Raw genomic sequence first — 24,279 nt, 5'->3', positions numbered from 1 at the left:
ACCTGCTATTAATAGTGTTTTTTAATTTAAAAATCGTGAGTGCCAACTTTGGTTTGCTTCAACTTCCCAAGCAGTTTCAAATGCTGCTTTAGAAGTTACCATGTTATTAAACACAATTGTATCACTGTTTATTTTATCGAGTTTAGCAAATTCTTTAAATTGTTTCATAGAAACTGTATTAATATTGTTTCCATCTTTAAAACTAACGTTCATTTTATTTAATAAATCTACTTCGAATTCTTTTTGCAATTCTTTAATAATATGAACAGAAGCATCTATAGAACAGCCCGAAACATTATTAAAATTCTCATCAACGGCAAGTACAATAAACTGATTGTATTTTACTTGATAAGACGCTTTTAAATCATCTCCATGACGCTTCCAATACTGTACAAATACAGCTAGTTTTTTTGAAACTTGCTCAACTTCAACATTAGAAAATGGTCTATCTGCTTGGTAAACCCAAACTCTAGAACTATCTGGAAGGCTCTTAAAATCTACAAACATATTCTTACAATTATACTGATAAAATTACTTAAATTGTATTAACGCAAATTAAATTTTTGCTGAAGTGCTTTCAGCTTTTCTTCTTCAGATAAAGAATCATTCGGATTCATCATATCTTCTTTAATCTTTCTTAATACTTTCTTGGTATACAAAGGAAAATCCGCATTCTGTATCCAAGAAAAGTAACCCTTATCTTTCTCTAGTACATCAGTTACTTTTTGACCTCTGTATTTACCGAATGTAAAAGTTTCTTCATCTTTATCGTTATACACAATAAATCCCGCAAAATCTGCACGTTTTTTATGAGATGAAAATTCATTTAGAAATTTAACATCATTTTCTAGATCATCATATTTATCTAATTGTGCTTTTAATATTTCATAAGTAGCAACAGTATCAGCTTCAGCTGAGTGTGCATTTTCTAATTCTTTATCACAATAAAACTTATAAGCTGCACTTAATGTACGTTGCTCTTTTTTATGATAGATCACCTGCACATCTATGGCCACTCTATTATTCATATCAAAATCTACGCCAGCACGTAACATTTCTTCAGCTAAAAGTGGAATATCAAAACGATTAGAGTTAAATCCTGCTAAATCACAGCCAGCGATCATAGTGCTTACTTCGTTAGCCAGTTCTTTAAATATAGGCTCTGTTACTACTTTCTCGTTTGTAATTCCGTGAATATCTGATGCTTCTTTTGGAATTTCAATCTCAGGATTTACCAACCATGTTTTTCCTTCTTTATTTCCGTTAGGATGCACTTTTAAAATAGAAATCTCTACAATTCTATCTTTCGCTATATTAACACCGGTAGTTTCTAAATCGAAAAATACAATTGGTTTTTTAATGTTTAGCTCCATTTAATTTGTTTAAGATTCAAATATACAATATGTCTTATGATATTTTTAACAATTAACATTTTTGATTTTTAGTAATTTTAAGCTGTTTACCAAACTCTTAAACTATGAAATATTCTAACGAAATTGAAATTGACCTACCTAGAGAAAAAGTAATTGAGTTGTTTGATAACCCAGATAATATGTCTAAGTGGCAAAAAGGATTTATAAGTTTTGAACATGTAAGTGGTGAAGCCGGACAAACTGGTGCAAAGTCAAAATTAAAGTACGATATGGGTAAAAAAGGAGGAAAAGTTGAAATGATTGAAACAATTATGAGTCGTAATTTACCAGATGAATTTAATGCTACTTATGAAGCTCCTGGAGTATTTAACCAGATTGAAAATCACTTTATTGAAGTTTCGCCTAATAAAACCAAATGGGTAAGTGATAATATATTTAAGTTTTCTTCTTTTAAAATGAAAGTATTCGGTTTTTTAATGCCTGGGGCGTTCAAAAAACAATCTTTTCAGTATATGAAAGATTTTAAAACTTTTGCGGAAGGAATAAAATAATCAACTCTCTTTTAGCTTGGTATATCGTTAATGCAATTTTAGTTATCTTAGCTACAATGAGTTAACTCTATGTCAGATTTAAGATCTAAAATATACCTACAACCCAAAGCCGAGTTTCACAATCATTTACACTTAGGTGTTAATATACAATTTTTAAGAAAAAAATACTCTAAACATGCTCCAATTATCCCAACAAAATATAATGGTTTAGATGGAATGATTGATTTTATACAAACTAGTATAAACAAGCTATTAAACTCTAGTGAAGATGTGATTTATTTTATGGATAAATCCATTCAATCAGCCATTAATGACAACATAAAGTATCTTGAAGCCAGTGTTGATATCAATCTAGTTAGATACTTTGAAGGTTCTATTGAAAAATTGATTGAAAGTGTTGCTGCATTAATAGCAAAATATAAGCATCAAATAGATTTTAAACCAGATATTGGCATTAATAAAGAACTAGATTTAGAACAAGTTTATTCTAATGGATTAAAATGTGTAGAAAGCGGCGTATTTAATGGTATCGATTTATATGGTAGAGAATATGGGCAGAAACTAGACGGTTTTCTTGATATCTATAGACGCGCGAAAAGCCATAAGCTAAAAACAAAAGTTCATATCGGTGAGTTTACAAACCCAGACACTATAGAAGAAGTGATAGATTTATTAAATCCTGACGAAATTCAACATGGTATTAAAGCTGCTGATTCTGAAAGTGCTATGGCCTTAATTAAAGAAAAAAACATCCAATTAAATATTTGCCCACAAAGTAACATATCCTTAGGGTCAGTAAAGAGTCTCACAGAACATCCGATTAGAAAATTATACGATTACGGTATTGATATAACTATTAACTCTGATGATTTTCTTCTATTTAATGCTTCAATTACAGATCAATGCGTATCATTAGTAGAAAGTAATATCTTTTCTTATGAAGAAATTAGAAAACTTTTAAAATCTAGTTTACAAGATTAAAAATCTTGGTTTACATCCCACGCTTCTAAAGTTTCTTTAAGTGTTTTAATAAACATACCGCCTAAAGCGCCGTTTACCACTCTATGGTCGTATGAATGTGATACAAACATTTTATGGCGTATGCCTATAAAATCACCTTCTGAAGTTTCAATAACAGCTGGTACTTTACGAATTGCCCCTAATGCTAAAATCGCTACTTGTGGCTGATTAATGATTGGTGTACCCATCACGGAACCAAAACTACCTACATTGGTAACCGTATAGGTACCATCTTGAATTTCATCTGGCTTTAATTGATTTGCTCTAGCTCTATTGGCTAGATCATTCACAATTTTGGTCATGCCAACAAGATTCAAAGTGTCAGCATTTTTAATAACCGGTACAATTAAATTACCATCTGGTAAAGCGGCAGCCATACCTAAATTGATATTCTTCTTTTTTATAATGGTATCTCCATCAACAGAAATATTTATTAACGGAAACTTTTTAATAGTAGATGCAACAGCTTGCATTAAGATTGGCGTATAAGTAAGCTTTTCACCTTCTCTTTGTAAATAAGCATCTTTAACTTTAGCTCTCCATTTAACAATATTAGTAACATCAATTTCTATAAATGATTGTACATGAGCAGAAGTTTGCACAGAAGCCACCATATGTTTAGAAACTAATTTACCCATACGAGTCATTTCTATAATCTCGTCTTCTCCACTAACAGAAATCGGAGTTGAAATTTTAGGTTGTTCTGATGGAGTAGGTTTAGAAGTTTCAATTTTAGCCACTGATTGTACAGAACCATTTGTTCTATTCTCTACATAAGCTAGAATATCATTCTTAGTTACACGTCCTTCTTTACCTGTACCAGTTAATGTTTCAAGTTCGTCTAAAGAAATGTCTTCTTTTTGCGCAATATTTTTAACTAATGGCGAATAAAATTTACCTGTTGGTGAGCTTTTTATTTCTGTAATAGCAGCAGGTACTACTTGTTCAGCAACGGCTACTGGTATTAGCTCTAACGCTTCTTCCTTTACCTCAGCTGGAGTTGGTTCTACTGCGGCAGAATCGTAGGTGTCTGATACGTTATCTGCATCTGTTTCTATAACAGCTAAAGTTTGCCCAACTGCAACGACATCATCAACATTAAATAGTTTTTCAACTAAAACTCCCTCTACCTCAGATGGCACTTCAGAATCTACCTTATCTGTAGCTATCTCTACAATTGCTTCATCTAATTCAATGGTGTCACCTACCTCTTTTAACCAAGAAGTAATCGTTGCCTCAGCAACACTCTCTCCCATTTTAGGTAATTTAAGTTCAAACTTTGCCATTATTTACTATACTATTTATCGCCGCAAATTTAGTAAATATTAAGATGTGAAAATTAAATTTATACCATTAATCTAATTGTTAATTATGAAATTATTAAAAATTGAAGCAAATAAAAGGTTAGCCTAAAAATAAATCAGAAAACATTGCTTTTTATTATTAATCTGATAATCAATTCCAATCTCTAGGTTTTTTAAGAACTTCTAAAAGTTTTGCCTCTTCACTTCCTTTTTCGGGATGATGGTCATAGACCCACTGTACATGTGGTGGTAAGCTCATTAAGATACTCTCAATACGGCCATTGGTCTTCAAACCAAACAAAGTACCTTTATCATGTACCAAGTTAAATTCTACATAACGACCTCGACGAATTTCTTGCCAGTTGCGATGTTCTTGAGTGTATTCTATATTTTTTCTTCTTTCTACTATTGGAACATAGGCTTCTAAAAAACTATCACCTACTTCGGTTACAAAATCATACCAATTTTGCATGGTCATTTCTTCTGATTTCTTACAATAATCAAAGAATAAACCACCTATACCTCTCGCTTCGTCTCTATGCGAATTGTGAAAGTATTCATCGCATTTCTTTTTATATTCAGGATAAAAGCTAGTATTATGTTTATCGCAAGAGTTTTTACATATACTGTGAAAATGTTCGGCGTCTTCTTCAAACAAATAGTATGGTGTTAGGTCTTGTCCTCCGCCAAACCAACTATCTACAATCTCGCCTTCTTTATTATACATTTCGAAATAGCGCCAATTAGCATGCACCGTAGGAACAAAAGGATTATTAGGATGTAATACCAAGCTCAATCCGCAAGCAAAAAAGTCAACCTCACCAACATTAAAATAAGCTTGCATGGTTTTTGGCAAAGACCCATGCACTGCAGAAATATTTACACCTCCTTTTTCAAACACATTACCATCTTGAATGACTCGAGTTCTACCTCCACCACCTTCTGGTCGATTCCATATATCCTCTTTGAATTTAGCTTTTCCATCTACCTCATCTAATTTAGAGGTAATAGCGTATTGAAGTTTTTGTATGTAGCTATAAAATTTATCTTTCATTATTATTTTATGTAAACTAATTCAAGAGGATGCTTTTTTATTTCATTAACACTTTTAACTTTTTGTGCACTTTCCATTTTAAACTTAATCTTTTCAGAAATCTGATCTACAGATTTAAAACCAGAAGCTATAAACAAATCTCTACCAATTCTATTATTATGTAGGTCCATTTTTTCATCTAATGGTTCATTTGGAGATAATTGTTCGTGCTTGTCTGTTATTAATTTTGTCCAAGCCATAATACGTCTTCTATCCTTACTCCATTTATAGCACTCGAAACAAATAACTGCACTCCAATATGCATGCCTATATGCATTTGCTTTTCCCTTTTTTCCATGGGTATCTGGAAATTCAATTTTTGCTTGTAAAAAGCTATGTGAAGTTGCTTTTAAAGTTGGATATACATACAATGGATACTTAATACTCAACTCAAAAAGCTGCCATAGTTGTCGATATCGAAATCGCCTTATGATACTCCAAACGGTCATTTCTTTTTTACTAACCTTTATATTCTTTTACTGCATCTATAAATGCTTTAGCGTTTTCTACAGGAATATTTGGTAATATACCATGACCTAAATTTACAATATATTTATCTTTACCAAATTCATTAATCATTTGGTGTACCATTTTTTTTATTTCCGCTGGCGGTGAAAATAATCTTGAAGGGTCAAAATTACCCTGTAAAGTAATATTACCTCCTGATAAATAACGAGCATTTCTAGCCGAACATGTCCAGTCTACACCTAAAGCAGAAGCATTAGATCTTGACATTTCTTGTAATGCAAACCAGCATCCTTTACCAAAAGCAATAACTGGGGCATCATCCTTTAAGGCCTCAATAATCTGATTGATATATTGCCAAGAAAACTCTTGATAATCGGTTGGTGAAAGCATTCCGCCCCAAGAATCAAAAACTTGAACCGCATTTACACCTGCTTTTACTTTTTCTTTTAAATAAGCAATTGTAGTATCAGTAATCTTCTGCAATAACTGATGAGCGGCAATGGGATTTGTAAAACAAAATTCTTTTGCTTTATCAAAGTTTTTTGAACCTTGACCTTGTACTACATAACATAAGATCGTCCAAGGCGAACCTGCAAAACCAGTTAATGGGATTTCATCATTCAGTTTCTCTTTAGTAGCTTTAATGGCATCCATTACATAACCTAATTCTTCTTGAACATCAGGAATAATTACGTTATCTACCCCTTTTTGGTCACGAACAGGGTTCGGTAGATAAGGCCCAAAATTTGGTTTCATTTCTACCTCAATATTCATTGCTTGTGGTATTACCAAAATATCACAGAATAATATCGCCGCATCCATACCAAATCTTCTGATAGGTTGCACAGTGATTTCTGAAGCTAGTTCAGGTGTGCGGCAACGCGTAAAAAAATCGTACTTTTTACGAATCTCCATAAACTCTGGTAAATAACGCCCTGCCTGACGCATCATCCATACAGGTGGTCTTTCAACAGTTTCTCCTTTTAGAGCCCTTAAAAATAAATCGTTTTTAATCATATCTTACATATTAGCAACGGCTTCCATTGCTTTATCTATTGCTTTTGATGTTTTCTGAATGTCTTTATCGCTTAAAGCGGATGATAAAAACCATGCTTCAAATTGTGATGGTGGTAAAAAGATACCATTCTTAATCATTTCCCAGAAAAAGACAGCAAATTTCTTGGTGTCAGACTTTTGAGCTTCCTCAAAATTTGTCACCTCATTTTTAGCAAAGAAAGGATTGATCATCGAGCCAAAGCGATTTACAGTAATATCTACCTTATGCTTTATTGCTTTCTCCAATAAAATCACTTCTAAAATACTTGCCGTTTGGTTAAAGTATTCATATGGGTTTTGATTCTTTAACTCGATCAATGTAGCTATACCAGCAGCCATCGCAATCGGATTTCCACTTAAAGTTCCTGCTTGATACATATCGCCTAAAGGTGCAACCATTTCCATAATTTCATTACGTGCACCATAGGCTCCAACTGGAAAGCCTCCACCAATCACTTTACCCAAACAGGTAATATCGGCTTCAACATCAAATAGTTCTTGAGCGCCACCGAATTTAGATCGAAAACCTGTCATTACTTCATCAGCAATTAAAACTGCTCCATTGGCACTTGCTAATTCTTTAAGACTCTTTAAAAAATCATTCTTGGGTTTAACTACACCCATATTACCAGCAACAGGTTCAATAATAATCCCTGCAATATCATCATGTTTTTCAAAATGAGCTTTTACACTTTCTAGGTCATTATAATTAGCTATTAATGTGTTTTTTACAGCCCCTTCAGGAACACCCTTGCTGCCTGGCAAGCTTAACGTAGCTAAACCTGAGCCTGCAGCAACCAATAAAGCATCTTGATGACCATGATAACATCCTGCAAATTTGATGATTTTATCTTTGCCTGTAAAGGCTCTTGCTAATCTAATACCACTCAAAACAGCTTCTGTACCAGAATTCACAAAACGTACTTTATCCATACCAGGAAAAGCATCACACACTATTTTGGCAAGTTTAATTTCATTATTAGTAGAAGCACCGAAAGAATAGCCATTTTGCAAAGCTTTTGAAATTGCTTTTTGCACTCTTTTATGACGATGCCCTAGTATCATTGGTCCATAAGAAAGTACATAGTCTACATACTCATTATCATCAACATCTATAATCTTACTTCCCTTAGCTTTTTTAATAAACAAAGGATTACCCCCTACAGAGGCAAATGCCCGTACTGGAGAATTAACTGCACCAACAAGATTTTTTAATCCTTTTTTATATAATTTTTCTGAATTCTTAAAACTCATAATGCTATTTTTTTGCTAATAATTTTGCTGCTTCCTTAGCGAAATAGGTAATGATAATATCGGCTCCTGCACGTTTCATAGAAAGCAAACTTTCTAGCATTACTTTTTCACCATCTATCCAACCTTTTTCAGCTGCAGCTTTTATCATGGCATATTCACCACTTACATTATAACATGCAATTGGTCGATCAAAATTATTCTTTATATCTCGAATAATATCTAAATACGATAAAGCTGGCTTTACCATTAAAATGTCTGCACCTTCATCATCATCAAACGTAGCTTCACGTAAGGCTTCATCTCTGTTCGAAGGATCCATTTGATATGTTCTTCTATCACCAAAACTTGGTGCAGAGTCAGCTGCATCTCTAAACGGCCCATAAAATGCAGAGGCATACTTTACTGAATATCCCATAATTGGCAGATTAGCAAATCCTGAATTGTCTAAACTTTCACGAATCATGGCTATAGTACCGTCCATCATTCCTGATGGAGCAACCATATCTACTCCTGCTTTGGCATGTGAAATAACTTGCTTCGCGATATTCACCAAAGTTGCATCATTATCTACATCATTATCATGTATAATTCCGCAATGTCCATGTGATGTATATTCACAAAAACACACATCAGTAATTACGTATAAACTTGGATAATTTTTCTTTATAAAGCGAATTGCTTGTTGAATAATTCCGTTATCGTTCCACGTTTCAGTACCTTCTTCATCTTTTTTTGATGGAATTCCGAATAATAATACAGCGGGAATATTAAGAGCTACTACTTCATCTAATTCCTTCGAGATAGTATCTAAAGAATAACGCTTAATACCAGGCATTGATTCAATTTCCTTTTGAATATTCTTTCCCTCTTCAATAAACAAAGGATAGATAAAATCATCTACGAAAAGTTTGGTTTCTCTAACCAATCTTCTAATATTTTCTGTTTTGCGAAGTCTTCTTGTTCTATACATAATGAAGATTTACAAGTTCTATAACACTCTCTACAGTGGGAACTTTGGCAACTTCTACATTTCCGAAATGCTTTCTGGCTTCTTTAGCCGTACTCTCACCAATACAAAAAGCAACTTTATCTGGTAGATTTTGCTTCATATAACTTTCTACAGTTGACGGACTATAAAACAACACCCCTCCAATATTATCATCCATTTTGTTAGGACTATATATTGTTTTATAGGCTTCAACTTCATTTACAACAATTTTGTTTTCAGCTAAAACTTTAGGTAATGTATCTAATCGTAAATCGCTACAAAAATAGGTTACTTCCTGCCCTTTTATTTCTTTTGATAAATATTCAGCAAGTTGTTGTGCATTCTTCTCAGAATGCTTCACCTCACCTATTTTCTTCTCAATCAATCTTTTGGTTCTTCTACCTACGCAGTAGATATTCTTAAACTGTAATTCTACTACTGAAAAATTTGTCAGTAATGATTCAACACCATTTTTACTAGTAATAATTACATTTTCGATCTCATCTTTAATAAGCTTTGGAGCTAATCTATTAAAACGGATTTTTATAAAATCACTACTCTCTACAGCTATATCATTGTGAAATAATTTTTCTTGACTTTCGGAAAGCTTTTTAGTTGAAAACACAGTAGTCTTTTTAGGAAGTAATCCTTCATCTTCTAACATGATGCGCTTACCTCCTCTTTCTATGATTTCACCAGCACAATATTTGGCAATAGTTTGCCAATCTCTGAATTTTGTTTTTTTAGTAGTCTCTACTTTCTTTTTACCGTCTTTACTTAATAAAACACCTTTAAAGTGAACTTCATTTGGGGCGTCTTGAACTTCTTTAATGTAAGCCAATGCTCCAATAGGTGCGGTACAACCACCTTCTAATACATTTAAAAATTCTCGTTCAATTGTTGTACAAATTTCAGAGTCCTCATCATTAAGTTTAGCACTAGCCTCTCTGGCAAATTCATTTTCTTCTAAGGCAGCAATCATAATAGCACCTTGCGCAGGTGCAGGAACCATCCATCCTAATTGGACAGAATTTTCTGGTTTTTTGTTTATACGTTCTAATCCCGCGGAAGCGAAAATGGCACCATTCCAATCATTACTGTCTAACTTCTCTAAACGTGTATTTACATTTCCGCGAAGGTCTACAACTGTATGTGTTGGGTATCTATTTAACCATTGTGCCTTTCTGCGTAAACTGCCAGTTGCAATTACGGCATCTTTTTGCGCCAAGAACTCTTCGTTATTATTAAAAACTAACAGGTCATTATTATTACCACGCTTTAAAACTGCTGTTTGTACAATCCCTTTAGGTAAAACTGTTGGCACATCTTTTAGTGAATGAACTGCAATATCTATTTCTTCATTCAATAAAGCAATGTCTAAATTCTTGGTGAAAATTCCTGTAATACCTAATTCATATAAAGGTTTATCTAAAACTAGATCACCAGTAGATTTTATAGGAACAAGTTCAGTAGTATAACCTAAATATTCTAATTGTTGTTGAACAGTAGTTGCTTGCCATAGTGCTAACTCACTATCGCGAGTTCCTATTCTGATTGTGGAATTCATGAATTACTTTCTTCTAGTTGAAAAACTTTAGAAATAAGCTCTATACTTTCGCTAGAAGAATCATCATCTTTTAAATGATTTGCGAAGTGCTTTGTTATTTTTTGAATGATTCTATCTGACAACAATTTAGCCTGTTGCTCATTAAAATCTAGCTGTTTTTTACGTTGATAATTTATTTCTTCTGATTGAATTTCCTTCAACTTAGTCTTAAGAGCTTTAATGGTTGGTGCAAATTTTCTGGTTTCTAACCAAGCTGTAAATTCAACTTCAACTTCATTAATAATATCTTGTGCTCTTGGTACTTGTAGTTTTCTTCTTTCTAAAGTTTCGTCAGTAATTTGTGATAAATGATCTAAATGAATTAAACGAACGTTTTCTAATTCTTCTACATCATTTGAGACATTTTTAGGAATTGATAAATCTAAGATCAATAATTCTTTATCAATTATTATTTGGTCTTTAGTAATAGTTGGATTTTGCGCACCAGTGGCAACAATTAAAATATCTGCTTTACTAATTTCTAATTGCAAATGATCATAATCTTTTACAATTAAATTAAATTTTCCTGCTATTTGTTCAGCTTTATCTTTAGTACGATTAATCAAAGTAATTTGATCATTCTGGGTATGTTTTACTAAATTTTCACAAGTATTTCTACCTATTTTACCAGTGCCAAAAAGAAGAATATTTTTATCGGAGATATCTGAAACATTATTGAGAATATATTGTACAGAAGCAAAAGAAACAGAGGTGGCACCAGTAGATATTTCTGTCTCATTCTTAATGCGTTTGCTTGCTTGGATAACCGCATTGACCAAACGTTCTAAAAATGAATTGATCAAATTATATTCTTGAGAAAGTTTAAAACTTTGCTTTAGTTGACTTATAATTTCGAAATCACCTAAAATTTGACTATCAAGCCCAGTACCTACTTTAAATAAGTGACTGATTGCCTCTTTATTTTTACGCACATAAGCAACCTGCTGAAATTCTTCAACCGTACCAACTGTATTATCACACAATAATTGAATTAATTGAAATGGATGTTCGGCAAAACCATAAATTTCTGTTCTATTACAAGTAGAGATGGCTACTACTTCTTCTAAACCAGATTCTTTAGCCTGTAGAAGAATTTCTTTTTTTGTTTGAATATTAACAGAAAATTTACCTCTTATTTCGGCATTTGCTTTTTTATAACTTAAACCAACACAGTAAAATGAATTATGTTTTGAAATGTTATAACGCTTCATGTACTTTTAAATTCGTTAGCAAAAATATTATTAGTGTATAAAAAAAAATAACGCTAGAAGAACTTTTAATGTCGCTTCACGAATTTTAGATGTGATTCATTTAATAAAGTTACAAAAAAGTATATTTTTGCAGTAAAATAAGGGCTTACAGAATATATTATGTAGAATGATTCTAAATAAGCTTGTTTTTTAAAACAATTAGATCGATGTCAAAAAATGTCGCACAAAGTACATTTAATGAAGTAAACCTCGAAAACGGTTTTCATCTTTTAGAATTCCAAAATGAATCAAATAAAATTCAACATTTTGAACGAGATATTGATACTACTTTTATACAGTTACACTTTTGTTTACGAGGCAATTGTAAGTTTCATTTCAACAATGGTTCTTATACTTTTGATGTATTAGATAAGCATTCTATTTTACTCTATAATCCACAGCAAAAACTTCCACTCGATTTAGAGATTATGCCCAAAACATCTCTAGTATCTCTATTAATAAAGATTGATAAATTTCATTCTTTATTTTCAAAAGAAGCCGGGTTCATTCACTTTTTAAGAGCAGAAAACGCAAACAAAAAATATTATGATGACACTATTATAAAACCAACAGTTTTAGTAGTATTACAACAAATCATCAATTCAAATAGTAATAGCTCGATAAGAGATTTATACATAAAGGGAAAGATTTATGAGCTATTGAGCTTACATTTCCAAAAAGATGAAACTTCTATTGGTGAATATTGTCCGTTTTTAGTGGATGAGCAAAATGTATTAAAAATTAGACAAGCTAAAGATATTATTATTGCCAGAATGATTGAACCACCTAGTTTGCAAGAATTAGCAAATGAAGTAGGCTTAACCCTTAAAAAACTCAAAGAAGGTTTTAAACAAATTTATGGAGATACTGTTTATAGTTTTTTATTTGATTACAAAATGGAACACGCTCGTAGATTGCTAGAAAGTAACCAGCATAATGTAAATGAAGTTGGTCATAAAGTTGGCTACAGTACAGCTAGCCATTTTATAGCGGCCTTTAAAAAGAAATTTGGCACTACCCCAAAGCGATATGTTAGCGCTTTACAGAATAATTAAATGAGGCAATTACACCATACAGAAATAGAAAATAACACACAGCAATTTCCAATTACTTTAGTCTGTGATGAATTGAGAACACCTGAAAATATTGGGATGTGTTTTAGAATAGCAGATAGTTTTGGTGTTCAAAAAATCTATTTACACGAAAATTCTCCATCTATAGAAAATAGAATCGTTCAGCGTACCGCCAGAAATACATTAGGGAAAATTTCATATGAAAAGTATTTAGATTTTAAAGCCTTAATTTCAGGGCTAAGAGCAAAAGGAAATACCATTCTTGGTATAGAAATAACCGATAAAAGCATTCCTATTCAATCCTATAATTTTACAGAACATGAAAAAATTGTATTGCTACTAGGTAGTGAACGAAACGGAATTAAAAACATAAATCTCGTAGATAAAAGCATAGCCATACCTATGTACGGAAAGAATTCATCAATGAATGTCGTACATAGTTTGGCAATTTCTCTATATGAAATAACAAATCAGTTAACCGAAATAAAAAGTTTAATTTAAAATAGATTCCCATTTTCGTGGAAAAATGAATATGAAAAAAGGAGTATTATTAGTTAATTTAGGATCACCAGATAGTACAAAAATCAAAGATGTCCGTAAATATCTAGATGAATTTTTAATGGATGAGCGCGTAATTGATATACCTTACTGGAAACGTCTTTTACTTATAAAGGGAATTATTTTAAGAACACGACCAAAAAAAACATCTGAAGCTTATCAAAAAATTTGGTGGAAAGAAGGCTCGCCTTTAGTGGTTATATCAGAACGCTTTACAAAAAAAGTCGCCGAAAAACTTGATATACCTGTAGCTTTGGGCATGCGCTACGGTTCGATGAGTATTAAAAAAGGAATTCAACAACTAAAAGACCAAGGCGTAGAAGAAATTTTATTGCTTCCATTATACCCACACTACGCAATGTCATCATACGAAACGGTAGTTGAGAAAGCTAAAGAAGTAAATCGCTCTGATTTTCCAAATATTAAAATGGACGTTTTTCCTGTTTTCTACAACGATAAAGAATATATCAAGGCTATTTGTTCTACAATAAAGAAGAACCTCGAAGGCTATGACTATGATCATATTCTGTTTTCTTATCATGGTATACCTGAAAGGCATATTTATAAGTCAGACACCACCAAATCTCATTGTAAAATAAATGGCACATGCTGCGAAACACCTTCTAATGCGCATAGAACTTGTTACAGGCATCAATGTTTTGAAACAACAAAAGCTATTGTAAAAGAGCTTGATTTAAAAGAAGGAACATACAGCAATTCATTTCAGTCTCGCTTACTAAAAGATCCGTGGTTAAAACCTTATACCGATTTTGAATTTGAACGTTTACCAAAAGAAGAAGGGAAAAAGAAAATAGCTGTAATTGACCCATCTTTTGTTGCTGATTGTTTAGAGACATTAGAAGAGATAGCCATGGAAGGAAAACATCAGTTTATTGAAGCTGGTGGTCAAAACTTTAAATACATACCTTGTGTTAATGAAGATAAAGAATGGATAAATACCGTTATTCAATGGATTGAAGAATGGTCAGAAAAAACTGTTTTAGTGTAACACTATCATTCAACCTGTTTTATTCCCGAAACATGAGAAGTGATTGCTTTCCAAACGCCATCTTTTTTAATAAGGATATTGCTAGATTGATAGATCGTTTTAACAGAGTCATTTAAGATATGCCCTGTGCCAGAGACCACAGCAGTTCCATTATCGTAAATATCTAAGCGTTTAATTTCAAATCGAAAGGAATCATAGGTCGGTTTGTTATTTTTAATCCAATTCATTTCATCAGTTCTCGTTCTCCATCGACCATCGGCTCCGATCATTTTAAAGTCATCGTTTAAAATCCTATCTAGTAAAAGCGTATCTTGTTCTCTATAGGCCTTTGGCCATTCTACTTCTTTTAGATATGTAAGTGTTTTTCGATCGTCATCGCTAATAATAGATTTTTTATCTTGCTGAGTATTAGTACATGAGATAATTAAAATAAATGTACATAAAAAAAGAATTGACTTTATAACTGGCTTCATAATTAGTAGTTTAAGTGGCTAATTAATAAATAATTACTAAAAGTTTATGTTACAAAACTGTTAATCTGCTATTTTTGTCGATATATAAATTCAATTTCATTTGGACTTTCTAAATCTTAAAGCGCTTCACATAATTTTTGTTATTACCTGGTTTGCAGGTCTTTTTTATATAGTTCGCTTATTCATTTATCATGCTGAAGCGGAAGAAAAGTCTGAGCCAGATAAAAGTATACTCCAGAAACAATATAAATTAATGAGTAAAAGACTTTGGCTTATTATAACTTGGCCATCAGCAATATTAGCGAGTTTATTTGCTTTTTGGATGCTCTATCAAAACCCCTCATATTTAGATATGCCTTGGATGCATGTAAAACTTGGTTTTGTAGCATTATTATATATATATCATTTGATCTGTCATAAAATCTATTCTCAATTGCAAAATGATATTGTAAAATATTCGTCTAACAAACTCCGTATCTGGAATGAAGTAGCAACTATAATTCTCTTTTCTGTAATTTTCTTAGTAGCTCTTAAAAACGCAGTAAACTGGATTTATGGAGTAGTTGGATTAGTTTTATTTTCTACTCTATTAATGCTTGGGATTAAACTTTATAAAAAATTAAGAAGTAAAAAAGGTTGGGAGAAAGAGAATTAATACAGTAAATTTCTAATAATTAAAAATAAGCGAAAATGCGAAAATATATAATATCAATCAGCTTAGTTATACTAATGTTATCTGGATGCAAATCAGATCAAATATTCTTTGAAAATGCTTTGTGTATAGAAAATATTACAACAATAGATGCTAAAAATGGTTTAATTGAGAATCAAACTTTAGTTATTAAAAATGGTAAAATTCATAAAATAGCAACAACAAGTGAGCTTAATTTATCACCAAAAAATAAAATTATAAATGGAAGTGGTAAATATCTTATTCCTGGTCTTTGGGATGCGCATATACATTTTGCTTTTATAGAAGAATTAGCACCAAGCATGTTCGATTTATTTTTGGCTTATGGAGTAACTGGAGTGAGAGATACTGGTGGGCAAATAAATTATGTTAAAAAATATAAAGATGAATCATTGAGTAAACCAACAACTACTCCTAGAGTAATGATCGCTGGCCCACTGTTAGATGGAATGCCAAACGTTTATGATGGTTCAGCTCCGTCACGTCCTCATCTTTCTGTAGGTTTGAATTCTACTGATGATCTTATTAAACAAATCAATTTTTTAGATAGTTTAGATGTAGATCTTTTAAAGGCTTATGAAATGCTTACTCCTGAGCAATTTACCAAAATAACTGAACTCGCTAAACGGAAAGGGCTTAAAGTAACAGGACATGTTCCATTAAGCATGGATGTAATTAGTGCCTCAAATGCTGGTTTAAACAGTATGGAGCATATGCGTAATCTTGAACTATCTTGTGCATCAAATGCAAACGAGCTTTTAGAAACCCGTAAACAACTTTTAGCTTCTGGTAAAAATGATCCAGGGGGTGTTTTGCGTTCTCGTATTCATTCTACTCAAAGGATGAAAGCAGTTGAGAATTATGATGAGAAAAAAGCTCAAGAGGTATTACAAGTGTTGGCCAAAAATGATACATGGCAAATACCAACATTAGCTTTATATGCATCAACTAGATTAAAAGAAAACTTTAAATACATACCAGAGCCTATTAAAACAGAATGGCAAAAAGGGTTAGAAGCATCTCAGAGTAGAGAAACTCCACCAGAAAGAGTGCTGTATGCCGAATGGATGTTAAAAATGACAGGAGAAGTTCATAAAAATAAGATTGAAATTATGGCAGGAACTGATACACCAATTGGTTATTTAACACCAGGGCTTAGCTTACATGAAGAATTATATCAATTAGTAAAATCAGGGTTATCACCATTAGAAGCTATAAAAACTGCAACTTTAAATCCTGCAAAGTATTTCAATCTAGATGAAGAACTTGGTTTAATTAACGAAAACATGTTGGCAGATTTAGTTATTCTTGATGCTAATCCGCTAGAAGACATTAATAATACCAAGAAAATTAATGCAGTTTTAAAACAAGGAAATTATTTTGACAGAGAAAAGCTTGATAAAATCTTAGAAACGGTAAGTAAAAAATAACTTAATTTTTAAGCCTTCAAACTACCCTCAAAAGGTATTCTGTTTAAAATACTACGCCCAAGAGTAACCTCATCTGCATACTCTAATTCATCGCCAACAGCAATGCCACGAGCAATAGTAGACACTTTTACATCATATTTTTCTATTTGTCGAAAAATATAAAAATTAGTTGTATCACCTTCCATAGTAGAGCTTAACGCAAAGATGATCTCTTTAATTGAACCTTTTGACACTTTGTCTACCAATGATTCTATAGTTAAGTTTTGAGGGCCTATTCCTTCTATAGGCGATATCTTTCCGCCTAAAACATGATACATACCCCTAAACTGAGCAGTACTCTCTATAGCCATTACATCACGTATGTCTTCAACCACACAAATCAGTTCTTCATTTCTATTCTTGTTCGAACAAATTTCACATAGATCAACATCAGAAATATTATGGCAATTCTTACATAATTTTATATCATTTCTAAACTGTTCTAAAGCACTTGCCAAATAGCTAGTTTGCTCTTTGGGTTGTTTTAATAAATGTAGTACCAAACGCAAAGCAGTTCTTTTACCAATTCCTGGTAGTTGCGACACCTCATTTATAGCATTTTCGAGCAATTTTGAAGAAAAATCCATAGCAGCAAATGTACAATTTAGATTTTCTTTAAAAAAACTATCTTCGTGTTTCAAAACATCCTTTTTTAAATGCAGCCCATACATATTTTAGTACTCATCTTAGCCTATTTTGGTGTATTAATTTTAATCTCATTTTTTACTGGTAAAGACGATAGTAACGAAGTGTTTTTTAAGGCAAAAAAGCAATCGCCCTGGTACATCGTTGCTTTTGGCATGATTGGCGCATCATTATCTGGTGTCACCTTTATTTCAGTACCGGGTTTAATTGGAGGTCAGCAATTTGCTTATATGCAAGGTGTTTTTGGCTTTTTTGTAGGCTACTTAATAATAGCATTAGTATTACTGCCTATTTACTACAAACTCAATGTAACCTCTATTTATGAATATTTAGAACAACGCTTTGGTAAAGTGAGTTATAAAACGGGGGCATTTTTCTTTTTGCTTTCAAGAGTTACAGGTGCTTCTTTTAGATTATTTCTAGTAGCATTGGCTATGCAATATATTGTGTTTGAAGAAATAGGAATTCCTTTTTGGGTAACGGTGGTTATTTCTATTCTTTTAATTTGGATTTACACATTTAGAGGTGGCATAAAAACCATTGTTTGGACAGATACGCTGCAAACATTAGCTATGCTTGTTGCTGTAGGAGTTGGAATTTATTTAATAAATGAAAAATTAGATTGGTCATTTTTTGAGTTTTTAAACTCAGATGAGTTTTCTAGAAAAGGAAAAATTTTCTTTTTTAATGATTTAAACACTACAACATATTTCTGGAAATACTTTATTGGCGGTATATTTATCGCTATTGCCATGACAGGTTTAGATCAAGACATGATGCAAAAAAACCTGACTTGCAAAAACAAAAAAGATGCTCAAAAAAATATGATTACTATGGCAACTTTATTAGTTGTAGTAAACTTCATCTTTTTATCATTAGGGGCACTTTTATTTATTTATTCAGAAAAATTCGGATTGCAAATTCCAGAGGTAGATGGCAGGTCGAGAACTGATTTATTATTCCCAGAAATAGCTATGAATCAAGACTTAGGCACTGGCTTAGCAATAACATTTATTATAGGATTAATTGCCGCTGCTTACTCAAGCGCAGATAGTGCTTTAACGTCACTAACAACGTCATTTTCAGTTGATTTTTTAAATATTGAAAAGAAACCAAAAGCTGAACAAAAACCACTTCGTAAGAAAGTGCATATAGGCATTTCAATTCTATTAATTTTAGTTGTTATTTTATTTAATAATCTTGATGGAAACGTAGTTGATAATCTGTTTAAATTTGCAACATATACCTATGGCCCTTTATTAGGTCTATTTGCGTTAGGTATTTTAACAAAGCATCAAATTAAAGATAAATATGCATGGATTGTCGCCTTACTTTCTATTATACTAAGTTTAGTAATAACTTCATTACCAGAAAGTATTATTGGCGATTATAAATTCCACTGGGAAATATTACCAATAAACGGACTGATTACTTTTCTAGGATTATGGCTTATTCGAAAAAAATAAAAAGTAATTTTACAGTATGGAGAAAGATCTTAGTAATTATAGACAATCTTACGAAAAGGATGCTTTGCTAGAACAAAACACTCCTGAAAATCCTATTGAATTATTTAGAGATTGGTTTCTAATTGCTGATTCATCTGAAATAGTTTCTGAAGCGAATGCTATGAACATAGCTACAATAGGACTAGATGGTTATCCTAAAAACCGGATGGTTTTACTAAAGAAATTTACTTACGAAGGATTTATTTTTTATACCAATTACAATTCCGAAAAAGGTAAAGCAATAGCAGAAAATGAAAATGTTTGCTTATCATTTTTTTGGCATGGTTTAGAACGTCAGATCATTATTAAAGGAAAAGCTGAAAAGCTTTCAGAAAATTTGTCTGACGGTTATTTTGAATCCCGCCCAGACGGCAGTAAACTAGGTGCTTGGGCCTCTAACCAGAGCGAAGTAGTCTCTTCTAGAAATGAATTAGATTCTAAATTAAAAGAGTACGAAGATAAATTCCGCGAAAGCGAAATACCTCGTCCTGAAAATTGGGGAGGTTATCTTGTAAAACCAACATCTATTGAGTTTTGGCAAGGACGCCCTAACAGAATGCATGATAGAATTCGTTATGCATTACAAGAAAATTTTGATTGGAAGAAAGAACGATTAGCGCCGTAAACAATAAACAATTATATTTGAAAAGTAGAAACCTAACAAACTACTCTGCTTACATAAAATGAAGACACTTTATATTGTTCGCCATGCTAAATCTTCATGGGAATACCAAGGCGTAAGTGATATAGATCGCCCGTTAAAAAAAAGAGGGATTAACGATGCCTATTTAGTATCTAACGTACTAGAAAAAAAAGTAGAAACACCAGATGTTTTTATGTCTAGTTGTGCCAATAGAGCTTTACATACAGCTATGATTTTTAGCTATACGTTCAACTATCCGTTGGCTAACTTAAAAATTAGTAAATCGTTATATAGTTTTAGTGACGGTTATTTAATTAAAACAGTAAAAGCGTTAGATGATGGGTTCAATTCGGCTATAATTTTTAGTCACGACCATGGAATTAGCACGTTTGTAAACAAATTTGGTGATAAATATATTTCTCATGTGCCTACTTGCGGTGTTGTAGGTATTAATTTTGACATAAAGCATTGGAAAAATCTTAAAAAAGGAGAAACTTTTTTAGTTGAATTTCCGAAGCATCATAAACCGCCAAAAAATAGCTAAAGTTTGGAAATAAAAAAGTACGCTGCAATCGATATTGGCTCTAATGCCGTTAGGTTGTTAGTGGCGAATATTATTATAGAAAAAAATAAAGAAGCTCAATTTAAAAAATCTTCATTAGTACGTGTTCCAATCCGTCTAGGTGCTGATGCCTTTGTTAACGGCAGCATTAGTGAAGATAATATTGATCGAATGATAAATGCTATGGAAGCTTTTAAGCTTTTAATGAAAGTACATGGGGTTGAAAAATTTAAGGCATGTGCTACTTCTGCAATAAGAGAAGCCTCTAATGGTAAGGATGTTGTAGAAAAAATCTATAATAATACAGATATTAAGGTTGAAATTATAGATGGTAAAAAAGAAGCTGCTATAATATCATCTACAGATCTTGATGAATTGATTAATAGTGATGATTCTTATTTATATGTAGATGTTGGTGGTGGTAGTACTGAGTTCACTATTTTTTCTAGAGGAAAGATCATTAACTCCAAGTCTTTTAAAATGGGTACTGTTCGCTTGATTAACAATAGCAAAGCAGAGAACAAAATTATGTTCAAAAAAGTAGAAGCTTGGATTAAAGTAAATACCAAAGATTTAAAAAGACTCTCTCTAATTGGTTCTGGCGGAAATATTAATAAACTATTTAAAATGTCCGGTAGAACAATTGGTAAACCATTGTCTTATATTTTCTTAAATGCTCAATATCAGTTCTTAAAGAAGATGAGTTATACAGAACGTATTTCTGAATTGAGTCTAAATCCAGACCGAGCCGATGTAATTATACCTGCAACCAAGATCTATTTATCTGCCATGAAATGGAGTGGCGCTCGTAAAATTCATGTACCAAAAATTGGCTTGGCTGATGGAATTATAAAAGGATTATATCAAGGAAAATTAAAATAAAGCCATTGTAAAATATTCATTTGTTAACCTCATTATGAATACCTATGTCGAAATCGTACAATGGCTTATTATATTTTTAACTTGCAATAAATGATAGTGTATCATTAATAACATTATCGTCCCATAACATACGATAATGCCCTATTTTGTTATAAACTTTTAGTTCAGCTTTTTCAGTATTATTTTCTTTTATTTTTTCAGAATTACGCAATGGTATAATCTTATCAAACTTATCGTGCACCAATAAAAGTTTTGAATAAGATACTTTTTGTAATTTTTCATCAACGCTTACATCTCTTACGTCCTCATTCAGTAATGACTTTGCTTGTTTTAACACGTGAGAGAATGATTTATCATTCAGACCAATTAGTTTTTTAAAATCTTTAAAAACTTCCAAAATTGAGTTAGGTGAAGTCAGAAAAACAAACTTATCAACCTTATAATCAAGATATGATAATGTATATGTTGAAACCGCTGACCCAAAAGAATGCGCAACAACGGTAAAAGGTTTTTTTGGCTCAATGAAATCAATTACACTTTTAAACGCTTCTTTACATTCATGTAAATTTGTATATTTAGATATAGTATTTGCATGACCTGGTAGATCAAAACTAATAACTCTATATCCTTTCTCAGCTAAATCAAAAGCAAATCTAGACATGCTACCAGAATTTGATTCCCAACCATGTACTAGAAAAATTAAATCTCCTTCAATATTACCTAATTCGTAACAATGAACATCTTCACTTAATGATGGAATTTTAAAATGCTTTGCCTTGTTGTAAAATTCTTGCTCTCTTTTTCTAACACTCTTTTTTCTTACTTTTTGAAATACCTTAAAAGCTTGTAACCCACTTAACTTTGGAGAAACAAATGAAGTTATTCTAAAATAGAAACGTATTACTTTTAATTGTAAACTCATAATATATTATTTTATACCAATCGGTATATTATTTATTAAAAAAATTATTTTTTTAGCTCATTTTGTATCATATTATCTACATGATTCATCATATCTTTAAGTGACTGTTCATCCTGCGACATCATAGAAGTAAATACTGCTCCTTGAATTAAAGAATAAATACGAACACCATATTTCATAGCATTAATATCTTCTTTAATTTCATTTTTAAAAATACCATCCTCAATAATCGAAGTAATACTACTTTGTATTTTATCAATCACGTGTTTAACTCTTACGAACAAAGCAGGATTTGTATGATTAGTATCAACACCAACATTTACAATAGGACACCCACCATATTCAATTAATTTATTATAGTAATTGCGATGAAAGTTAGTAATAGCAAAGAGTTTAGCTAAAGGAGATTCGATTGTATTAATAATCTCCTTTATCTCATCCATCTGATATTTGATAGTATAATTAAATGCCTCTAAAGCCAATTCCTCTTTGTTCTTAAAATTACCATAAACAGCACCTTTAGTTAAGCCGGTTGCTTCTGTTACATCAGACAAACTCGTACCAGTATAACCATTTCTATTAAATATAGCTGCAGTTTTTTCAATTATGTATTGACTTGTTTTTTCGGCTTTTGTCAAAATCATAAGACAAATATATAAAAATATACCAATTGGTATAAAATATATTAAAAAATTAATTCAAGTATTTTATTAAAATCCTAATTCCAACAAAAGCTATTAATACGGCCGTAGTTCTTTTTAATATAAAAGGCGAAATCTTTGTGGCACTTAACCTAGAGCCAATTTGTCCTCCAAAAAATACAATAACCATTAACAAGAAAGCTATATTAGGTTCAAAATAAAAATCAGGATTTTGAATTTGTCCTAATAACCCAGCAATAGAATTTGCCAGAATAAAAAAGCTAGCAGTAGCTGCTATTCGTTTAGGTGTATCCCAATTTGTAAGATGTAATAATGGGGCTAAAAAAATACCACCTCCTATACCAACCATGCCAGATATAAATCCTATAAAACCACCAATACTACCATCTACTATCTTAGATTTAACCCCTTTGCTTTCTTTTGCTTCGCTCACTATATATTTAGAAATCCACATTAAAATAGCAGCAATTAACAATGTAGCACCTAATAAAATGAAGAAAAATGTTTCACTAATCTTTAAATAACCTCCTAGAAATGCTAACGGAACACTCAACAAAACCAGCGGTAATACTTTTTTCCAATTATAATGCCCTTTTTTTGCAAAAATATAGGTTCCTCCAGATACCACTACAATATTACAAAGCAATGCTATTGCTCTAAATTGAATAAAACTCAACCCTGTTAAAGCCAAAATGGCTAAGTAACTAGAACCTCCACCAAAACCAACCGAAGAATATAAAATGGCAATTAGAAAAAACAATAGAACTACCTCCCAATTAGCAATAAAAACACTTAATAACTGAGAGAATTCGATCATTTAAAAATACTTTTAAAAATAAAAGTAATAAATATGTTTTTTATACTAGTAAATATGACCTTTAACCTTTTAAGATTGTTGCTAATAGAAAAGACTATTGTTTTACAATAATAAATTTTATCTTGCTAAATAATTAATAAACCTTACCTGTGAGCTCTGCATCTGAAAAAAAATATTGGAAAGAAAATTTAAAATATTTATCCATATTGTTAACCATATGGTTTTTAGTATCATATGTTTTCGGAATCTTATTAGTAGATCAACTAAATACCATAAAACTAGGTGGTTTTAAGCTAGGTTTTTGGTTTGCGCAACAAGGTTCTATTTACGTGTTTGTAATCCTCATTTTTGTATATATCAGACTCATGAACAAACTCGATAAAAAATACAACCTCAACGACTAAG

General features: G+C 31.8%; 27 protein-coding genes. 12 read left to right on the top strand and 15 right to left on the bottom strand.

The annotated features are described in order from the left end of the window. Positions 1-21: 21 nt before the first annotated feature. Both AC3IF2_RS02090 and AC3IF2_RS02085 read right to left on the bottom strand, forming a co-directional pair. Positions 22-507, bottom strand: a complete 486-nt coding sequence (locus AC3IF2_RS02090) for an ABC transporter ATPase (RefSeq protein WP_489165355.1) — start codon at positions 505-507, stop codon at positions 22-24. A 38-nt stretch (positions 508-545) separates the two neighbouring features. After that, complete coding sequence (locus AC3IF2_RS02085; RefSeq protein ID WP_489165354.1) at positions 546-1,373, bottom strand: 3'-5' exonuclease; 828 nt, start codon at positions 1,371-1,373, stop codon at positions 546-548. A 104-nt stretch (positions 1,374-1,477) separates the two neighbouring features. Between AC3IF2_RS02085 and AC3IF2_RS02080 the strand changes: the two genes are divergently transcribed. Both AC3IF2_RS02080 and AC3IF2_RS02075 read left to right on the top strand, forming a co-directional pair. Further along, on the top strand, positions 1,478-1,924 hold the full coding sequence (locus AC3IF2_RS02080; RefSeq protein ID WP_489165353.1) for an SRPBCC family protein: 447 nt from the start codon (positions 1,478-1,480) through the stop codon (positions 1,922-1,924). Between the two features lie 69 nt (positions 1,925-1,993). After that, positions 1,994-2,905, top strand: coding sequence for an amidohydrolase family protein (locus AC3IF2_RS02075; RefSeq protein WP_489165352.1), 912 nt, complete (start codon positions 1,994-1,996; stop codon positions 2,903-2,905). Here AC3IF2_RS02075 and AC3IF2_RS02070 read toward each other — a convergent pair. The 8 genes from AC3IF2_RS02070 to hemA all read right to left on the bottom strand — a co-directional run bounded on the left by AC3IF2_RS02070 (position 2,902) and on the right by hemA (position 11,924). After that, positions 2,902-4,230, bottom strand: coding sequence for a dihydrolipoamide acetyltransferase family protein (locus tag AC3IF2_RS02070; RefSeq protein ID WP_489165351.1), 1,329 nt, complete (start codon positions 4,228-4,230; stop codon positions 2,902-2,904). The genes AC3IF2_RS02075 and AC3IF2_RS02070 overlap by 4 nt on opposite strands. 169 nt (positions 4,231-4,399) lie before the next feature. Continuing rightward, positions 4,400-5,302: an oxygen-dependent coproporphyrinogen oxidase gene (hemF, locus tag AC3IF2_RS02065; RefSeq protein WP_489165350.1), complete on the bottom strand. Its 903-nt coding sequence runs from the start codon at positions 5,300-5,302 to the stop codon at positions 4,400-4,402. A 2-nt stretch (positions 5,303-5,304) separates the two neighbouring features. After that, a complete protein-coding gene (locus tag AC3IF2_RS02060; RefSeq protein WP_489165349.1) occupies positions 5,305-5,730 on the bottom strand; it encodes a DUF6973 domain-containing protein in 426 nt (141 codons plus the stop codon). A gap of 70 nt (positions 5,731-5,800) precedes the next feature. After that, a complete protein-coding gene (gene hemE / locus AC3IF2_RS02055) occupies positions 5,801-6,826 on the bottom strand; it encodes a uroporphyrinogen decarboxylase (protein WP_489165348.1) in 1,026 nt (341 codons plus the stop codon). A 3-nt stretch (positions 6,827-6,829) separates the two neighbouring features. After that, on the bottom strand, positions 6,830-8,119 hold the full coding sequence (gene hemL, locus AC3IF2_RS02050) for a glutamate-1-semialdehyde 2,1-aminomutase (protein WP_489165347.1): 1,290 nt from the start codon (positions 8,117-8,119) through the stop codon (positions 6,830-6,832). A gap of 4 nt (positions 8,120-8,123) precedes the next feature. Then, on the bottom strand, positions 8,124-9,089 hold the full coding sequence (gene hemB / locus AC3IF2_RS02045) for a porphobilinogen synthase (protein WP_489165346.1): 966 nt from the start codon (positions 9,087-9,089) through the stop codon (positions 8,124-8,126). Next, complete coding sequence (gene hemC / locus AC3IF2_RS02040) at positions 9,082-10,674, bottom strand: hydroxymethylbilane synthase (RefSeq protein ID WP_489165345.1); 1,593 nt, start codon at positions 10,672-10,674, stop codon at positions 9,082-9,084. Before hemC ends, hemB begins: the two co-directional genes overlap by 8 nt. Beyond that, complete coding sequence (hemA, locus tag AC3IF2_RS02035; protein WP_489165344.1) at positions 10,671-11,924, bottom strand: glutamyl-tRNA reductase; 1,254 nt, start codon at positions 11,922-11,924, stop codon at positions 10,671-10,673. Before hemA ends, hemC begins: the two co-directional genes overlap by 4 nt. Positions 11,925-12,130: 206 nt before the next feature. On the opposite strand from hemA, the gene AC3IF2_RS02030 reads away from it, so the two are divergent. From AC3IF2_RS02030 to hemH, 3 genes are read left to right on the top strand one after another with little or no spacing between them, the layout of a single operon-like run. Further along, positions 12,131-13,018, top strand: a complete 888-nt coding sequence (locus tag AC3IF2_RS02030; protein ID WP_489165343.1) for a helix-turn-helix transcriptional regulator — start codon at positions 12,131-12,133, stop codon at positions 13,016-13,018. Then, a complete protein-coding gene (locus AC3IF2_RS02025) occupies positions 13,019-13,537 on the top strand; it encodes a TrmH family RNA methyltransferase (RefSeq protein WP_489165342.1) in 519 nt (172 codons plus the stop codon). 31 nt (positions 13,538-13,568) lie between these two features. Continuing rightward, a complete protein-coding gene (gene hemH / locus AC3IF2_RS02020; RefSeq protein WP_489165341.1) occupies positions 13,569-14,603 on the top strand; it encodes a ferrochelatase in 1,035 nt (344 codons plus the stop codon). A gap of 5 nt (positions 14,604-14,608) precedes the next feature. On the opposite strand, the gene AC3IF2_RS02015 is transcribed toward hemH, so the two are convergent. Beyond that, the gene (locus AC3IF2_RS02015) at positions 14,609-15,076 is read right to left on the bottom strand and encodes a nuclear transport factor 2 family protein (RefSeq protein ID WP_489165340.1); all 468 of its coding nucleotides are present in this window, start codon (positions 15,074-15,076) and stop codon (positions 14,609-14,611) included. Positions 15,077-15,176: 100 nt separating this feature from the next. Between AC3IF2_RS02015 and AC3IF2_RS02010 the strand changes: the two genes are divergently transcribed. Continuing rightward, positions 15,177-15,731 (top strand): CopD family protein, encoded by a 555-nt coding sequence (locus AC3IF2_RS02010; protein ID WP_489165339.1) that lies wholly within the window; start codon positions 15,177-15,179, stop codon positions 15,729-15,731. 35 nt (positions 15,732-15,766) lie between these two features. Then, positions 15,767-17,197 (top strand): amidohydrolase family protein, encoded by a 1,431-nt coding sequence (locus AC3IF2_RS02005; RefSeq protein ID WP_489165338.1) that lies wholly within the window; start codon positions 15,767-15,769, stop codon positions 17,195-17,197. Positions 17,198-17,205: 8 nt separating this feature from the next. Here the strand turns inward: AC3IF2_RS02005 and recR are convergent, their stop codons facing one another. Further along, positions 17,206-17,823, bottom strand: coding sequence for a recombination mediator RecR (recR, locus tag AC3IF2_RS02000; protein ID WP_489166902.1), 618 nt, complete (start codon positions 17,821-17,823; stop codon positions 17,206-17,208). 69 nt (positions 17,824-17,892) lie between these two features. Here recR and AC3IF2_RS01995 point away from each other — a divergent pair, with 69 nt between their 5' ends. Genes AC3IF2_RS01995 through AC3IF2_RS01980 form a run of 4 tightly spaced genes read left to right on the top strand, consistent with a single transcriptional unit; the run spans position 17,893 to position 21,473 of the window. Further along, entirely contained in the window at positions 17,893-19,347 is a 1,455-nt protein-coding gene (locus tag AC3IF2_RS01995; protein WP_489165336.1) for a sodium:solute symporter, read from the top strand. Positions 19,348-19,363: 16 nt separating this feature from the next. Next, positions 19,364-20,011 carry a pyridoxamine 5'-phosphate oxidase gene (gene pdxH / locus AC3IF2_RS01990; RefSeq protein WP_489165335.1) on the top strand — a complete coding sequence of 216 codons (648 nt, stop codon included), beginning with the start codon at positions 19,364-19,366 and terminating at the stop codon, positions 20,009-20,011. Positions 20,012-20,069: 58 nt separating this feature from the next. Next, complete coding sequence (locus AC3IF2_RS01985; RefSeq protein ID WP_489165334.1) at positions 20,070-20,573, top strand: SixA phosphatase family protein; 504 nt, start codon at positions 20,070-20,072, stop codon at positions 20,571-20,573. 3 nt (positions 20,574-20,576) lie between these two features. Next, positions 20,577-21,473, top strand: a complete 897-nt coding sequence (locus AC3IF2_RS01980) for a Ppx/GppA phosphatase family protein (protein ID WP_489165333.1) — start codon at positions 20,577-20,579, stop codon at positions 21,471-21,473. A gap of 76 nt (positions 21,474-21,549) precedes the next feature. Here the strand turns inward: AC3IF2_RS01980 and AC3IF2_RS01975 are convergent, their stop codons facing one another. Genes AC3IF2_RS01975 through AC3IF2_RS01965 form a run of 3 tightly spaced genes read right to left on the bottom strand, consistent with a single transcriptional unit; the run spans position 21,550 to position 23,874 of the window. Next, complete coding sequence (locus AC3IF2_RS01975; protein ID WP_489165332.1) at positions 21,550-22,395, bottom strand: alpha/beta hydrolase; 846 nt, start codon at positions 22,393-22,395, stop codon at positions 21,550-21,552. 44 nt (positions 22,396-22,439) lie between these two features. Beyond that, positions 22,440-23,039, bottom strand: a complete 600-nt coding sequence (locus tag AC3IF2_RS01970) for a TetR/AcrR family transcriptional regulator (protein ID WP_489165331.1) — start codon at positions 23,037-23,039, stop codon at positions 22,440-22,442. 49 nt (positions 23,040-23,088) lie between these two features. After that, positions 23,089-23,874, bottom strand: a complete 786-nt coding sequence (locus tag AC3IF2_RS01965; RefSeq protein WP_489165330.1) for a sulfite exporter TauE/SafE family protein — start codon at positions 23,872-23,874, stop codon at positions 23,089-23,091. A gap of 149 nt (positions 23,875-24,023) precedes the next feature. On the opposite strand from AC3IF2_RS01965, the gene AC3IF2_RS01960 reads away from it, so the two are divergent. Further along, a complete protein-coding gene (locus tag AC3IF2_RS01960) occupies positions 24,024-24,278 on the top strand; it encodes a DUF4212 domain-containing protein (RefSeq protein WP_489165329.1) in 255 nt (84 codons plus the stop codon). Position 24,279: the final 1 nt, after the last annotated feature.

The sequence above is a fragment of the Maritimimonas rapanae genome (assembly GCF_057837205.1).
This window is presented reverse-complemented; position numbering and strand designations above follow the sequence as displayed.